Source organism: Billgrantia zhangzhouensis, assembly GCF_021404465.1.
In the GTDB taxonomy this organism is placed as follows: domain Bacteria; phylum Pseudomonadota; class Gammaproteobacteria; order Pseudomonadales; family Halomonadaceae; genus Halomonas; species Halomonas zhangzhouensis.
This window is the reverse complement of sequence record NZ_JABFTT010000014.1, coordinates 139666-155509: the sequence shown is the minus strand read 5'-3', so window position 1 is coordinate 155509 and position 15844 is coordinate 139666. Positions and strand designations below refer to the sequence as shown.

The window sequence follows — 15844 nt, the reverse complement described above, 5'->3', positions numbered from 1 at the left end:
TGCCGTCGGCCTGACGCACCGCGAGGTCGGCGGGCTGGGCGATCAGCCGCTTGAGTTCGAGGTCGCCGCGCTGGGAGACGCAGTCCAGGGTGTAGGCGAAGGGGCGCGAGAGGCGCTCTTCGCCGACCAGGCGGTGGGGCACGAAGTCGGTGCCCGCCAGGCGCAGGGTCAACAGTCGCTCGTGCTGGGTCAGGGGGGTGTCGAAGGAGGCCAGGATGTCCTCCAGCCAACGGGGGTCCGCCATGTTCAACTCCTTCTGCGGTCGACCGCCGCCGGGGCCGGCGGGGCTTCATTGGGGGTCGCAGCCGGGGCGCAGGCATGCAGAGCCATGGCGTGGCTGACGTTCGGCTCGGCCAGGTTGAGCAGTAGCGCGTCTTCCCCGGGGTCCAGCGATGCCAGCGCAAGAACCCATTGCAGCGGTACCAGCGCCTCGCCCGGCCAGCCGCACAAGGCGCTCACACTGAGCCCGTGTTCGATGACGTCCAGGGCCGGCCAGCGCTCCAGCAGGGGGCCGAGGACCTCCGGGACCCGCCCTGGCAGTTCCAGCGTGTCCATGACCAGAGACGCCGGGGCGCAGGCCTCGCCGTCTTCGCCTTCCGGCCAGACGCGCGCCAGCAGATCGCCCACCAGCCGTTGTCTGTCCGGGAGGGACAGGGTATCGCGCGCCGGATGTTCGAGCCGAGTGGCGGCCTCGAGCCACCAGCCCGGTGCCGGGCCGTCCTCCCCGCTTTCGGGTATCCGCTGGACCAGCAACGCATAAGCGGCCTCACCCGGAAACATCCCGGCCTGCCGCGACGCCAGGGCGAGCAGCCCCTGCCGGTGCAGCCCGGCAATGTCGTCGTGATCGAGCAGCGAGTCCGCCCCGATCCACAGCACATAAGGCTGGCCTGCGGCTCCCTGTACCCCGAGCACGGTATGGGGGTCCCTGCCGCCATCGCTATGGTGGAGGGTTCCCAGCCCGGCAGCGTACGCGCTGGCCGCCACCATGGCGCCGAGACGGTCGATAACGACCTCGGCCGCCTCGGCCGAGCGTAGTGGAGCGCTCACCACGATATCGAAGCCGGCCCCTTCGGGTAGCGCTTCGAGTAGCATGAGTGCATCCAAGGATATCGTCTGGATCAGTGCATGCAGGCGCAACGCCTTAGCGGAATGACGCGCCAGCCGCGGCTCCTCCACGGGCACGACATCCTTTACGGCATGGACGAGCAGGCGGAAGCCATCAGGGCCCTGAAGTACCGGCGACACGACCGGCACCGTGCGTTCCGGCACCTCGCCCCCGGCCACCATGCCGGCGGGCGTCACGGCGACCCCGTCCACCAGGCGTAGCCGGTCCGTACGGTAATCGTCGTGCTGGCCGGCAGGCTCTTGCGGCTCGACGTCAGGCGTGTAGCGCTGACTAAGAAGATCATAAATTGACACTGGCCATGCCTCACATCTCAGGGCCGTCCTAGGTTATCGACGCCGATAGCCACTGAGTGTGAAGAGTGTGGCAACCTTGGGACTCAAGCCCCATTGCCAGAGCAAACTCTATCCGCGACGACAAAGGAAGTCGTGAACCATAGCAGAAGGCAGCCCGAGGCAGCACCGGAGAGAAAGCATCTGCCATGTGAGCCATGTCTTATTTATTTGTAAGAAATATCGTACAGCGCGCACCCTATCGCCGCGCTCCACCACATGGCGCGATGTGCAGCGGACCGACTGACACCCATCTCACCGGGTCATGCCTCTACCGAGTGTCGTGACGCCCGCCTTACGTTGGCCAGCAGCAGGCTGCCGGTAGCGGGGTCGGGGATCAGCGTGCAGTCGATGTCGTAGAGTCGGCGTACCAGTTCGGTGGTGACCACTTCGCCCGGTGGGCCCGTGGCCACCAGCTGGCCGTTGTGCAGCGCCAGCAGGTGGTCGGCGTAGCGGCAGGCGCTGGCCAAGTCGTGCAGCACCATCACTACGGTGCGCCCCTCGGCGGCAAGGCGCCGCACCAGCTCGAAGACTTCGATCTGGTGACCGAGATCGAGCGCCGAGGTGGGTTCGTCGAGCAGCAGCAGCGGTGTCTGCTGAGCGATGGTCATGGCGATCCAGGCACGCTGCCGCTGGCCACCGGAGAGGGTATCGAGAGGCCGGTCCGCCAGTTCATCCACGTCGGCCTCGGCCAGCGCCTTGTGCACGACCCGTTGATCTTCCGCCGACCACTGGCGCAGCCAGCCCTGATGCGGCTGGCGGCCGAAGCGCACCAGCTCCGCCACGGTCAGCCCCTCCGGAGCAGTGGCCTCCTGGGGCAACAGTGCCAGGCGCCGCGCCAGTTCTCGCGCCGGCAACTGCTGAATGTCTCTGCCATCGAGCAGCACGGTTCCCTGCTTGGGTGCGTGCAGGCGCGAGAGGCCGGCCAGCAGGGTGGACTTGCCGCAACCGTTGGGCCCGACGATGGCGGTGACCTTTCCCACCGGCAGGGAGAGCGCCAGGCGGTCGATGACGGTCGCGCGGCCATGGCACAGGGTCAGGTCGCGGGTGGCGAGTTGGTGTCGGGTCATGCCAGGTTCCTCGAAGCCGGTCGCAATAGTATCCACAGCAGCCAGGGGCCGCCCACCACGGCGGTGACGATGCCCACCGGGATCTCGAGGGGCGAGAGCAGCACCCGCCCCGCCAGGTCGGCCAGCACCATGACCAGCGCGCCCGCCAGCGCCGAGGCCACGACCGGCACTCCTCGCGGCGAGGAGAGAGAACGGGCGATTTCGGGGCCGATCAGGCCGATCAACCCCACCGGTCCGGCGACAGCGACGGCAAGTCCGGTGAGCAGCACCGAAACCATCAGTACCTGCCAGCGCCGTTGTGAGACGCGCAGGCCGAGAGCGGACGCTACGGCGTCCGAGAAACGCATCAGGCTGAGTGCACGGGTGAGCCAGAGGGCAGCACCCAAGCCGAGCGGCAAACCGACGGCAAGCAGCATGACGGCCCCGGCCGGTCGGGCATTGAGCGAGCCGACTGTCCAAGGATAGGCGGCGTTGGCGGTATCGATGTGCACCTTGGCCATCAGCAGTTGGGTGATGGCACCGAACACGGCGCCAATGCCAATGCCGGCGACGATGAAGCGGTAGCCGCGGGTACCGCCGCCTGCGGCCAGGCCGAAGGTCAAGGCAGCCGCTGTGGTCGCCCCCACCAGGGCCATGGCCGGCGGTGCCAGGGAGACCCCCAGACCGATCACCGAGGCCACGGCAAAGGCGGTGGCGCCGTTGTCGATACCGATGATGCCGGGGGTAGCCAGGCGGTTGCGAGCCAGGGTCTGCATCAGGCAGCCGGCCACGCCGAAGGCGGCGCCGGTAAGACAGGCAGCGGCCAGTCGCGGCAAGCGCAGCTCCTGCACCAGGAATACGGCCATCATGTCGCCGCGCCCCACCAGTGCCGCCAGCACTGCCTGTGGCGGTAGCGAGCTGCTACCCATGGCCAGGTAGGCGAACGATGCCGTCAACAGCGCCAGCAGCAGGATTAGGGCAGCCACGAAGGCACGTCGATCGATCAACAGGCTAAACGGGGCACTGCCGTCAGCCGCCTGCCACGCAAGATGCCAGTGCCCCGGTGGGGCGACGACATCGGTTGCGTCCCCCTCGCATCGTTCTGCATCGGGCCACTGTCGCGCCTGGTTGTGGACCGAGGCATCACGGCACATGGAGACTCTTTCCCTTCCCATACTCATCACTCAGAGGGTCGGCATGCGGCGTGCTCGCACCACGGCCACCAGCACCGGGGCGCCACACAAGGCAGTGAGCACTCCCAGCGGCATTTCCGAAGGCGCGACCAGCAACCGCGAAACGATGTCGGCCGCAATCACCATCAGCGGCCCCAGCGGCAGACAGAACCACAGAGTACGGCGAATGTCGGGACCAGCCAGCGCCCGGGCGGCGAACGGTACGACCAGGCCGATGAAGGCGATGGGGCCAGCCGTGGCGGTGGCCGCTCCTACCAGCAGCGCCACGGCCACGATCACCAGCAGCCGGATCAGTCCCGGGCGGTGCCCAAGGCCACTCGCGATCCGTTCACCTAACGCCATTGCTGCCAATGGGCGGGCCACGGCAAGTACCAGCCCGCTGGCCAGCAACAGGCTGGGCAGGATAGCAACGAGATGCTCGAGGCGCCGGCCGGCCAGGCTGCCTACGATCCAGAAGCGAATCTCGTCGGCGGCGCGCTGATCGAACAGCAGTAGCAGCGAGGTGAGCGAGAGGAGCAAGCCCGTAAGGGCAGCGCCGGCCAGCACTAGCCGCACCGGATCACTGCCGGCCCCACTTACCCGGGCCACACCCAGTACGCAGAGACAACCCGCCATGGCGCCGAGCTGGGCCACGCCGACCCGCATCGTCGTTGCGGTGGCACCCAATAGCAGCGCCAACGCGACGGCAAAGGCCGCACCCGCGCTGACACCCAGCAGCCCCGGCTCGGCCAGCGGGTTACGCGTGACCGCCTGCAATAGAGCGCCAGCCACGCCAAGCGACAACCCCACTACCAGCCCGATTAGAGTACGCGGCAAACGCAGCGAGCCGAGAACGAATCTGGCCTCGGCATCGCCCTGCCCCATCAATACGGAAAGCGCCCTAGCCGGGCCGACATCACCGGCGCCCAGCAGCAGGCTGGCCAGGCAAACCAAGACCAGTAGCACCATTAAGCCCACCAGCCTCATAGCGAGGTGGCGGGCTGAAAGTGCGCCCGAGAGAGGAACCGCGTCCATCAAGGCGTCAGCGCGGTGTCTAGCTCATCGAGGATCGCTAGTGCCGCCAGTGGGCCGGAGGCACTCGTCCACAGTTGGCCATCGACCGGTATGACCTGATCGCGAGCGACCACGTCGAGACGGGAGAAAGCCGGCGATGCCTTGGCGGCCTCGAGTGCTTCACGACCCTCCTCGTTGAGCGTAGCCAGGAACAGCCAGTCGGCATCGACGCGGGAGAGGTTCTCCAGGCTCAGGGTATCGCTGTGCGGTTTGCCCTCTTGAACCAGGCCGGCATCGTGAATCGCTACGCCGGCGGCACGTACCAATCCGGCGGTAAACAGGTCGGCGGACAAGACCATGGGACCTTGCGGCATCCAACGTACCAACACGGCACTGGGCGCCTCATCGGCCACGATGCGCTCGGCGATCTCGGCGGCCCTGGCATCGACCTGTTCGAGCAACGCTTCGATTTCCGCCCCGCGCCCCAAGGCCTGGGCATACAGACGCGTTTCGTCCCGCCACAGCTCGGGATCGAGCCCTTCGGATAGCGGCACCACGGTAGGAGCCATGCGCGAGAGCAGCCGGTACTGCGACTCGGAGAGCTGCGGCGGGGCCAGGATCAGGTCCGGCTCCAGCCTCAACACGGCCTCCAGATTGATCTCGCGCACCACGCCGACGATAGTCGGGCGCTCGCCGTCGAGATGGGCCTCGATGTAGCGGGCCACACCGTCGCCGCCACGGGTGGTCACGGCACCCAAGGGCATGATGCCGACCGCCAGGGCGGTATCGAGGGCGCCTTCATGGAGGGTCACCACGCGCTCGGGGGCGCTTGGCACTTCGATGTCTCCGTAAGCGGTCGTCACGGTAGCTGCCTGGGCCGGCATGAAAGCCAGGGCAAGCAGGATCGCAAGGCCAATGGCGACCGGTCGGAGGGGCTTGGAAAGGAGCGGTAGCATAGGCTCTCCTGATTCGAGCAAGCGCCACCGATCACAGCAGCGCAAACAGGCTGAATGATAATGAATATCAGAGTTAATTGCTGCCTACATTTCAGTGGCAACGCATCGTTCGACAATCCGCAACATGCACCCAGCGCCATGAATAGGAGGGACAACGAGACCCATCAGCGCTTTTCGAGCGCCGTCACGACCTCATCGACCTGAGCGTGCACGCTGTTCAGACCACCCCCCGAGAGGTACCAGAGACCGGGATTCAGGACGACGACTGAAATCGATTCGGCGCCTTCGGCGGCCAACGCATCCCGCAGCACGCCAACGTCCAGCGCTTCCTGCCCAATGGCTGCGCTGCGATCCACGACCAGCACTACGTCGGGGTTCATACGAGCCATGGTGCCCGGCGTCATGGGGGTGAAGGTGCGACTGCCCCGCGCAACGGATTCCACGCCCTCCGGCACCGCCGGCGTATCCAACTGAAGCAGTTCGAACACGACCGGCTCGTGGCGCAGGGAGTAGTTGCCGTCATTGTGAGTCACCACCATCACTGACGCCCCCTCGGGCAGCGACTCGCGTGCCCGGTCGATATAGGCGTCGAGTTCATCGAGAGCCGCCTCGGCCTGCATGACGGCGTCGTAACGCTCGGCCAGATGCCGCACCTTGTCGCCGAAAGCCTCGATGAAATCCCCCCCGGTCAAGGAGACATCCATCACCTCGGCGACCTCATCGAGTGCCTGGCCTGCTTCGCCCTGGCGGCCGGTGACCAGAATCAGATCCGGGGCGATGGCAGCCAGCGACTCGGTATCCGGCTCCTTGAGACTCCCTACGTCCGGCCGGCCTTCGAGAAGATGCGCCACGTAGTCCGGTGCCGACTGGTGCGGCAAGCCGACGAGGTATTCCTCGAGACCGAGAGCCACCAGCGTATCCGTACTCCCCCAGTCGAAGCTGACCACGGAGGGCTTACCCCCGGCCCCGGGCGATTCGGCATGAACCACCAAGGGCAAAGCGACCATCGCCATGGACAGTGCCGGTACCAACCACTTTCTGGGCATCACCATATCTCCGAAATAATGAGAATCAATCACAACGAAGGAGAGACGCTAGCACGATCCATGAGGCTTCTAGCGCAACGGTGCGTTGCATGAAGCAGAACCTGCTTGAACTCATCGCGCAATTGACGTTCAGGAAGCCGACTTGCGCCGCACATCCAGGCGAACGCGGCCAGCTTTCACCATGCCTGCCACGGCGACACCGGTCAGTTCACGAGTAGGTCACGGAAAAACGCAATGATTTTCATTTATGGCCAAGACTGGCACAATGCCGACATACCTCATCGCTAGCGGTTGCCATATGCACGATCTCGACGAACTGCTCGCCTTCGACCATGTCATGCGCTCCGGCAGCCTGACTCGCAGTGCCCGCGCCCTGAACCTGGCCAAGTCGACATTGAGCCGGCGCATCTCCCAGTTGGAGCGCCAATTGGGCCAGTCGCTGCTGCGCCGTCAGTCCAATCGCCTGCTGCCCACCGAGGCCGGCCAGCTCTTCCATACCTATTGCCGACAGATCCTCGAGCTCGCCGAACAGAGCCAGCAGGCCCTGGAGGAACTGAGCGAGGAGGTCAGCGGTGAGCTGCATGTGGCCACGCACAACGCCCTGGCGCGTAGCTGGCTGGCCTCGAGCCTGGCGCAGTTCATGGACCGCTATCCCGCCGTGCGCCTGATCCTTCAGACCTGCACCACACCGCCCCTGTCCGCCGACAGTCAAACCGCGACTCTTTGGCTGGGAGAGGTTCACGACAGCGAATTGCGCCAGGAGGTGCTGGGCTGGCTCAGCCGCAGCCTATACGGCCATCCTGACTATTTCGCCCGTCGCGGAGAACCACAGCATCCCCGGGAACTGACCCAGCACGCCTGGATCGACCTGCTCGGCGAAGCCGAGCATGGGCTGGTCCTTACCCATCCACAGCAAGGTGAGTTTCGTTTCACCCCTCCCGAGTCGCGCTTCCGCGTCGATCAGCAGATGCTCCATGGCGATGCCATTGCCCGTGGCCATGGCCTGGGGATCATGCCGGACTGGATGGCAGCGGCACGCGAGCGAGCCCATCCTGGCACGCTGGTGCGTTGCCTGCCGGCATGGAGTCTTGCCCCTGCGCCGGTGACGCTGCTCTATCCCTACGGCCCTCGGCCACGCCGTTTGAGCGCCCTGCTCGCTTTCCTTCGCCAGGCAGTGCCCGTCGAATGGCACCCGAGCAGAGAGCCGGCCTCAGTGAAATCCAAGGTGCCCAGAGCGCGTGTTGCAGACAACGCAACGCAACGTTGCCTGTCCTAGCCCTCATCAATGGGAACTTTTCGCATTAGAATCATCTGCGCTTGATAATCAATATCATTAAACATAACCATACCAAGCAGGTGACTCCATGCTCCACTCCCGTCGCACCGCCCTGGTCGTCGCTATCGCCAGCACGCCTCTCGCTCTTGCTGCCCAGGCACAGGAGGGCGCGCGCCTAGACAACATCGTGGTGACCGCCGCTGGCTTCGAGCAGGCACTGCAGGACGCCCCCGCCAGCATCTCGGTGGTCACCCGCGAGGAGCTGGAGCAGCGCCGCTTCTCCAATATCGCCGAGGCCATCGCCCATGTGCCGGGCGTGGACGTGCGCGATGGCGTGGGCAAGACCGGCGGACTCGATGTCTCCATTCGAGGCATGTCCAGCGCCTATACGCTGATCCTGATCGATGGCCGCCGTCAGAACGCCGCCTCCGACGTGACCCCCAACGGTTTCGGCGAGACCTCCACCAGCTTCATGCCGCCGCTCTCCGCCATCGAGCGGATCGAGATCATTCGCGGCCCCATGTCCACCCTCTACGGCTCCGACGCCATGGGCGGCGTGATCAATATCATCACCCGCCGTGTCGCCGATGAGTGGAGCGGTTCGGTCACCGCCGAGAATACCTTCCAGCAGCATCGCGAGGAGCCGAATTCCCAGGCGCTGAGCTTCTATACCTCCGGCCCCATCGTCGAGGATACCGTGGGTCTGCAGCTGCGTGGCCGTGTCTATAACCGGGGCGCTTCCGAGCGCTTGATGGAGGGCACGGGCCGAGACCCGCGCCCGGCGGAAGGGGAAATCTACTCCTTTGGCGGACGCCTCAATGTCACGCCCGATGACATCAATGAGTTCTGGCTGGACGCCGAGCGTTCCCGGCAGTGGTACGACAACACCGATTGCCGCTTGGGCAACCGTGACGGCCTTGATCGTAACGACTGCATCACCCCTGACCCTGCCTATACGCCTGGTTATAAAGACTGGATGCGCTTCCATCGCGACCAGGTCGCGGTGGGCTACACCGGGCGTTATGACGCCGGCACCTGGGAAACCAGCGTCACTCATGCCATGACGGAGACGTTGGGGCGCACCATTCCACACCCCAACGCAGGACCAGGTAATCCGCACCCGGCAATGCCGCATGAACCCATTGTCGGTTCGGATCGCACGCTGGAAAACGAGCAGACCGTGCTCGATACCAAGTTCACCACTAACGTGCGTGACCATATGCTCACCTTCGGCGGCCAGTACATGACAGCCGAGCTCACCGACGGCATTGCGCCGGAGAGTTATGACGAGTCCCAGTATGCGCTGTTCATAGAGGATGAGTGGTGGCTGCGCGACGATCTGGCGCTGACCCTGGGCGGACGTTATGAAAACCATGATGCCTTTGGCGGGCACTTCACGCCGCGCGGCTACCTGGTCTGGAACGCCGATCCCTCTTGGACCTTCAAGGGTGGCGTGAGCCAAGGCTACAAGACGCCGACACTCAACCAGTTGCGCGACGGCATCAACAATGTCACCGGACAGGGGGCCAATCTGCAAATCGGCAACCCGGACCTGCAGCCGGAAAAGAGCACCAACTACGAGTTGGGCGCCATCTACGATAACCTGGATGACTTCACCGCCAGTGCCACTCTGTTCCACACCCGGTTCAAGGATCGCATCGCCTCTGCCGACAGCATCACCGAGGAGAACCACCCCACCATCCCCGATGGTGAGTATGGACAGAACCGTAACATCAGCCGCGCTGAAACCCAGGGGATCGAGCTGGAAACACGCTATCGTTTCGCTCCGAACTGGGAGCTGCGCGCCGGCTATACCTACACCGACAGCGAGATCAAGTCGGAAGATGGTCAGGGGCTAGTGTTGACCAATGCGCCCGAGCACAAGCTGAGCGCCTCGCTGACCTGGAACATCAACGACCGCTGGAGCACCACGCTCGAAGGCGAGTACTACGGCACCCGCGAGCGCTTCCCCGGCGGGCTGCCCGATCCCAATAATCCGCGTGACGCCTCGGGCTATGCGCTGTATGAAGCCGCTGGCAATCGTCTGAGCAGTTGGGAGGTCTTCAACCTGAGTTCCAGCTATCGCCTTTCCGACAACGTGCGTCTGACCGGCACCATCTACAACCTGCTGGACAAGAACTTCGGTACCGGCACCCTCTATGAGGACCACGAGGGCAACCCCGCCGTGGCCTGGGATTACATCACCTCCGACCGGTCCATCGGCGGCACTTATCTGGACCGCCGCAGCCTGTGGCTCTCCGCCACCTACGAGTTCTGACCGACACGACTAGCACAAGCTTATCTCGATCGCTTGCCCCGGCCTCGGCCGGGGCTTTTTCGTTCATGCCAAGCGGAATCGCTCCAAGCGATCAGCCATCCCTGATGATCCTCAGCAGCACCGAGTAGCGGTAGTCGCGCTCCATCGCTCCGAAGGAGCTGGGGCTGGCATGCGGCGTGGTCACCCGCAGGAACCAGACGCCCGGCTCCAACTGGCGCTCGATCCTGAAATTACTGTTGAGCCCGCTGTTCCAGTCACGCTCCACGACCTGCCCGTTGGCATCGAGCAGTTGCCCCGCGGGTTCCACCAGCCCGGTATCCCCCGGGAAGGTGTGGCTCTCCAGCACCACGCGAGCGGGAGCATCCAGGGTGAAGGTGAAGTAACGTTGCCCTGCCGTCATGACCTCATAGGATCGGCCGGGCACCAGTTCGGTCGCGCTATCCCGCGGGTCCCAGGTGCCGGCACAGCCAGTCAACAGCAGCAGGGAGCCGAGCAGCAAAGCAGACAAGATACGGTTCATGGCAGACTCCTTTCCGATTAGGCCAGCCCTTCATGTTCAGCCTAATCCCAACAGCCGTTCCATGCCCAACCAGATCACGCTCGGCATCACATTGATAATGCCTTCGCCAGCCTGTCGCCCGTCAAAGCACCACGGGATTGATGGGGTTGGCGCAGCGGGCCTGATCACGATCCACCGCCGCATAGACACCACCCTGTGTCCTCGGGTCATCCAGCACGGTGGTTACCAACTTGGCCAGGTCGGTACGGTGAATGAAGCCATGTATGGCAGGGTCGGTGCTCAATATGCCCCTGCCGGTGGCGGGCTCGCTCTTGAGCCCACCCGGTCGAAGGATCGTGAAGGGCAGCCCGCTGGCACGAAGCGCCTCCTCGGCTCGCGTCTTGGCATCCACGACGCGTCCGAAGGCCTCGATGGCACGCGGCGAACGATAAGGCGCCATTTCACCACAGCCGATCGAGGTCACCAGGATAATGCGCCGCGGTGAGTAGTCGCGTGCGACCTCGATGACCTGCCGATTGCCCTCCTCGTCCGTGTAGACTCCTTCCGGGGTTAACCCCGAGAGAGTCGAGACCACGCGGCCTCCATCCCCGAGCCGTCGGAAGGCTCTACGCACATCGTGTGTACTGAGCACATCGCCGATGACACACTCGACGCCCAAGGACACCAAAGGCGCCTGTTCGCTGGTCGGGCGCACGAGGGCAACGACCCGACAGTCTCGCTCGCGCAGACAGCGCGCCACCTCGAGGCCGGTACCCCGCGAGGCACCGAAGATGAGCGTCGCAGTCATGCTGCGTGCCCGCTTTGTCGAGCTAGCCTCAGGGCAAGCGATTCGAAGCGCTCCATCTGGTCGGTGCGCAGCCTGTGCGACGCATCACGTCCGACATAGACCTTGAACATGCTGTTACCGCCGGCGCTGAAAAACTGCACCGAGGCGGTTTGCATGCCCATGAAGGGACGTTCAAGGAAAACGATATCGCTACAGCAATCGGGTTTTAAATGACCACTAAGTCCTGAACCTCCCTTGAGGTTATAGAAGCCTTTGCCCAGCTCACCCCCAGGCAGCGGACCGGTAAATTCGAGGATCACACCATCCGTATGCACGATCGTGGTGAGTTCCCCCCAGTTGGCAAGCTCCTGCATCACGCTAACGAAATGCTGGCCATCGATACGGCGCCAACAGCGATGTGGCAGGCAGCGCACCACATCGAGCAGCGTCACGCCATGCTGCAACGCCATCGCTTCCAGAATACCGTCCTGGTTTTCCGCCAGTTGCATGCGCAGTTTTTCCAAGCGTTCAGCCCTGGTGGGCAATGATTCGGTTGTCATGCTTTTCTCCTTATCGTTTCATAGTTCACGCCGTTTCGTCTCACGGCTCATCAGCCGTAGAGGAGCCACCCTTGTGGCTGGCAAACCCCTCCTTGAATCCCGCGATCAGGTTGGTGCTCCAGAAACGCCCCGCCGTCGTCAGAGTCACGACATCATCCTGACGCTCTGTCAGACCAGCCTTCTGCCAGCTATCGAGCAGCGCTTCCAAGGCGGTGCGCCTGGCGACCAGGCCGGGCCAGCGGCGCAGCAATTCAGCGACGTCGAGCCATGCCGTTTCCAACCGACCGGCCACCCAATCGCGCAATGGCTGTTGCTCGTCACTTATCAACATGCCCGCTATCGCTTTGCGGTTCTCGCGCTGAGCCTGAAGGTAGCCCTGCAAATCGGCGTCGACGGTATAGCTATAGCGACCCAGACTGCCACCCGCCCCCGAGCCGAAGGCGAGGGTCTCAGCCCCGGACTTGATCAGCAGATTGTAGAGGTTGCGTTCACGCGTGCCGCTTGCCCAGTGGCTATTGCTCACTTGGCGCCAGCCGGCCACGGCCAGCCGCTCACAGGCCAATGCATACATGCGTCCCTGCTCGGCAAGGGTAGCGGGTGGCTTGACCTTACCCTTGGTGACCGCTTGATAGAGAGGCGTACCGGGAAACAGCGCCAGGCAATAGGCATCCAGCCCGTCCGGTCCGAGCGAGAGAGCGGTTGCCAAGTCTCGAGACCAAACGGATAGATCCTGGTCCGGCAGGCCATACATCAGATCGATGACCACAGCGGCTCGGTCTCGCGCAATCAAATCGCCAATGAAGCGCTCCGCTTCCGGGCCGCTGGCGCGCCTTCCCTGACGCTGACGTACCCCGGTATCGAAACTCTGTATGCCAATGGAAATGCGGTTGACGCCGACATCCAGGCAGGCATCGACCTTGTCGTCATCAAAATGGAGGATACGTCCCTCAAGCGTCAGTTCGCAGTCCGCCGCCAATGGAAGTTCGGCGCGCAGTGCTTCTATGAGTCGAGCCAGGTCGGCGGTTTCCAGTGCCGTGGGAGTACCGCCGCCCAAGTAAAGCGCGTGGATTGGCGCCTGCCCGACGCACTGCATATCGGCGTCTCGCCGCACTTCGTCGATCAGCGCCTGAACATAGCGCGCCGACTCCTCGTGGCGGTACTTGTTGCGATAGAAACCGCAAAACAGGCAGTGGTTGGCGCAGAAGGGCACATGCACGTAGGCCAGCCGCTTGCCGGCGCTCGGTGGCAAATCACATAGCCTCCGCCAAGTGTCTGCCATCTCCGCATGGGGCACCGGCCGCTTGTCCTGCCAGGGCATCAGCGGCACGCGGGAAGTGAAGGCTTCCGCTATCGGGTCCGCGCTCGCCCTGGGCAGCCCAGGATCCAGCCGTGGTGGCTGAGGCGGAGACACGGGCCGTCGTCCACTGCGCGTCGAGGAGATTAGTGTCATGTCGGCCCCTCGCTTAGAAATGCAGAGTGGTGGTCAATGTGACGCTGCGCTCGGCGCCGGTGAGTTCGCCGTAGGGGCGGTAGCGCTTGTCGAGCAGGTTGTCGAGACTCAGCCCCACGTCGAGGCGGTCGGCATACTGCAGGCCCAGGTAGGCGTTGAGCGTTCCGTACCCCGCAGTGCGAGAGGTCAGCTCGTTCGCGGCATTGCGTTCACGCGCCTCGCTTTCGCCACGCAGGAAGAAGTCTCCCGTCAATCCCACTGCAGGTGTCAGCATCCAGTCCTGGCGCACCCCCAGCCGGCCCGAGAGCCGTGGTGTACCGCTGTCATAGGTTTTCGACTCGCCGAAATCGTACTCGCGGCGCAGCAAGTTGCCGTTGACATACAGGGCAGTGTCGGTGGATGCCAGGCGATACTCGCCGAACAGCTCCAGGCCACTGGTGTTGGCCCGGTGGATATTGACGTAGCGGCGGATCGGCTGCGGGCCGGAGACATTGTCTACTTCCTGGCCGATGTAATCCTCGGCACGGGTGTGGAAGAGCGTGGCATCCAGGGTTAACCGACCATCGCGATAGCGAGCGCCCAGTTCCACGGTATTGGCCTTCTCCGGCGATAGCTCGGGGTTGCCCACGACCGTCTCACCTCCTGCCGTAGTGGTCAGGAATAGCTGCTGCAGGGTGGGATAGGAGTAGCCCTGGGCCAGGTTGGCACGCAGCGACCAGTTGTCTCCGGGGGTATGCACGAGACCCAGCGAGCCCAGCGCCCGCGTGTCAGTATTGCGCTCCAGCGTCTTGTCGCTGCTGGCTTCAAGCTCCGCCTCCACGGCGTAGACGCGGCCACCGAAATAGGCGGTGGTCGCATCGCCGAAGCTCCAGGCTTGCTGCACGTAGCCGGACAGTGTCTGGATGCGCGCCTCGTCCGTGGTTTCGGTGAAGGTCCTCTGGCCGGGGGGTGGAAACGGTATGAACACCTCCGAGGTCTTGTCGGTATCCAGAGCGTCGTTCTGGTATTCCAGCCCCAACACGGTATCCCCCAACCCGGTCAGTGCCAGGTCGAAGCGAGTATCGACGCCATAGGTGGTCTGGCGATCGTCGCTGGTGCCGGTGACCGCCATGCCGTTGAGCATGCTCGCCCGATTCTCGAACAAGCGGTCGATGCTCTGATGGTAGACGCTCGCTTCCACCCGATTGAGGCGCGGCGACAGCTCCTCTCCCTCGTAAAACAGCCCTACCTTGCGCAGGTCGCGCTGAGGCAGCAGGATGTCGAACGCCGAGAAGCCGGCCGGCGTGGGGTTGTAGACATCGGCCTCCAGGCGGTACTGCTCCGCCTTGATCGCCAGGTAGTGGTTGCCGCTGCTGTAGCCCAGGTGCGCCGACAGCTGATCCTGTTCGTGGCTTGAGGGGGTGAGCGTCCCCTCCGGGGTGCGCCGGTCACCTTCCTCGGCTAGGCTACCAGTGATGCGCCAATCGATACCGCCACTCGCCCCCTGCAGGGTGGCGCTGGTCTGGTATCCGCGGGTCGCCGAATAGCCGGTAGCACTGATGCTGCCTTCCAGCAGCGCCTCGCCGCCGCGACGCGTGATGATATTGACCACACCGCCGATGGCGTTGGAGCCACTGAGCACGGACGAAGGCCCGCGCACGACCTCAATGCGCTCAATGACAGACGGATCGAGCAATAGCGGCGTTCCGTAGGGCGAATGGTCGGTCAATGCATGGCCGTCGACCTTGATGGTGACCCGCCGCGACGTCTCGCCACGAATGCTGATTCGCTTCATGCCGGCCGTGCCATCATCGAACAACCGTACCCCGGGCACATCACGCAGCAGCTCCGCCACGCTTGTCGTCGGCTTGCGCTGGAGCTCATGGCTCTCGAGAGCCGTGATGGAGGCCGGGTTTTCGAATATCGATGTCTGCGTGCCAGTGCCCAGCACGACCAGAGTCTCCAGTGAATCAGGGCGCTGCTCTGCCATTGACTGCGTGTCGGTGGCGACTGCTGGCAACGGCACCGAGGCACCCAGCATCCCCGTCAGCAAACCTAAGCCCCACCTCTTGGCCGGCCATTCCATATTCACCCCCGTCTGGCGCTAAAATGATAAATCTAAATTCCAATAATAATCATTTGCAACACATCTTTGTTCTGCTTATGACACAGATCATTTTTTGGTCGACTTGCTTACCGTATTGGCAACCTGGATTACCTCGGGCTTGACCTCGACAAACAATAATGACAACCATTCCTGTTAGAAGCGATAAAGGAGCGCATCATGCCGAATTGTCACACCACGCAGGGCCAAGCTTTTCGA

Annotated in this window: 14 protein-coding genes; 2 read left to right on the top strand and 12 right to left on the bottom strand. The window is 63.9% G+C overall.

What is annotated here, in order from left to right; genetic code table 11:
• The 7 genes from HOP51_RS17600 to HOP51_RS17570 all read right to left on the bottom strand — a co-directional run.
• The coding region (locus tag HOP51_RS17600) for a hypothetical protein (protein WP_234275220.1) at positions 1-244 on the bottom strand (244 nt) is incomplete at its 3' end.
• A gap of 2 nt (positions 245-246) precedes the next feature.
• Positions 247-1419, bottom strand: coding sequence for a hypothetical protein (locus HOP51_RS17595; protein ID WP_234275219.1), 1173 nt, complete (start codon positions 1417-1419; stop codon positions 247-249).
• 299 nt (positions 1420-1718) lie between these two features.
• On the bottom strand, positions 1719-2525 hold the full coding sequence (locus tag HOP51_RS17590; RefSeq protein ID WP_234275218.1) for an ABC transporter ATP-binding protein: 807 nt from the start codon (positions 2523-2525) through the stop codon (positions 1719-1721).
• The gene (locus tag HOP51_RS17585; RefSeq protein WP_407061821.1) at positions 2522-3658 is read right to left on the bottom strand and encodes a FecCD family ABC transporter permease; all 1137 of its coding nucleotides are present in this window, start codon (positions 3656-3658) and stop codon (positions 2522-2524) included. Before HOP51_RS17585 ends, HOP51_RS17590 begins: the two co-directional genes overlap by 4 nt.
• A gap of 30 nt (positions 3659-3688) precedes the next feature.
• The gene (locus HOP51_RS17580; RefSeq protein WP_234275217.1) at positions 3689-4645 is read right to left on the bottom strand and encodes a FecCD family ABC transporter permease; all 957 of its coding nucleotides are present in this window, start codon (positions 4643-4645) and stop codon (positions 3689-3691) included.
• 65 nt (positions 4646-4710) lie between these two features.
• On the bottom strand, positions 4711-5646 hold the full coding sequence (locus HOP51_RS17575; RefSeq protein WP_407061820.1) for an ABC transporter substrate-binding protein: 936 nt from the start codon (positions 5644-5646) through the stop codon (positions 4711-4713).
• Positions 5647-5810: 164 nt separating this feature from the next.
• On the bottom strand, positions 5811-6692 hold the full coding sequence (locus HOP51_RS17570; protein ID WP_234275216.1) for an ABC transporter substrate-binding protein: 882 nt from the start codon (positions 6690-6692) through the stop codon (positions 5811-5813).
• Between the two features lie 265 nt (positions 6693-6957).
• Here HOP51_RS17570 and HOP51_RS17565 point away from each other — a divergent pair, with 265 nt between their 5' ends.
• Positions 6958-7968: a LysR family transcriptional regulator gene (locus HOP51_RS17565; RefSeq protein WP_234275215.1), complete on the top strand. Its 1011-nt coding sequence runs from the start codon at positions 6958-6960 to the stop codon at positions 7966-7968.
• Positions 7969-8056: 88 nt separating this feature from the next.
• Positions 8057-10246 (top strand): TonB-dependent receptor domain-containing protein, encoded by a 2190-nt coding sequence (locus tag HOP51_RS17560; protein WP_234275214.1) that lies wholly within the window; start codon positions 8057-8059, stop codon positions 10244-10246.
• Positions 10247-10337: 91 nt separating this feature from the next.
• Here HOP51_RS17560 and HOP51_RS17555 read toward each other — a convergent pair whose 3' ends face one another.
• The 5 genes from HOP51_RS17555 to HOP51_RS17535 form a co-directional block, all read right to left on the bottom strand.
• Positions 10338-10766 carry a hypothetical protein gene (locus HOP51_RS17555; RefSeq protein ID WP_234275213.1) on the bottom strand — a complete coding sequence of 143 codons (429 nt, stop codon included), beginning with the start codon at positions 10764-10766 and terminating at the stop codon, positions 10338-10340.
• A 121-nt stretch (positions 10767-10887) separates the two neighbouring features.
• Positions 10888-11553: an SDR family oxidoreductase gene (locus HOP51_RS17550; protein ID WP_234275212.1), complete on the bottom strand. Its 666-nt coding sequence runs from the start codon at positions 11551-11553 to the stop codon at positions 10888-10890.
• Entirely contained in the window at positions 11550-12092 is a 543-nt protein-coding gene (hutX, locus tag HOP51_RS17545) for a heme utilization cystosolic carrier protein HutX (protein ID WP_234275211.1), read from the bottom strand. The genes HOP51_RS17550 and hutX overlap by 4 nt, the downstream gene beginning before the upstream one ends.
• A gap of 40 nt (positions 12093-12132) precedes the next feature.
• Positions 12133-13503 (bottom strand): heme anaerobic degradation radical SAM methyltransferase ChuW/HutW, encoded by a 1371-nt coding sequence (gene hutW / locus HOP51_RS17540; RefSeq protein ID WP_234275210.1) that lies wholly within the window; start codon positions 13501-13503, stop codon positions 12133-12135.
• Between the two features lie 52 nt (positions 13504-13555).
• A complete protein-coding gene (locus HOP51_RS17535) occupies positions 13556-15574 on the bottom strand; it encodes a TonB-dependent receptor plug domain-containing protein (protein ID WP_234275209.1) in 2019 nt (672 codons plus the stop codon).
• Positions 15575-15844 lie beyond the last annotated feature (270 nt).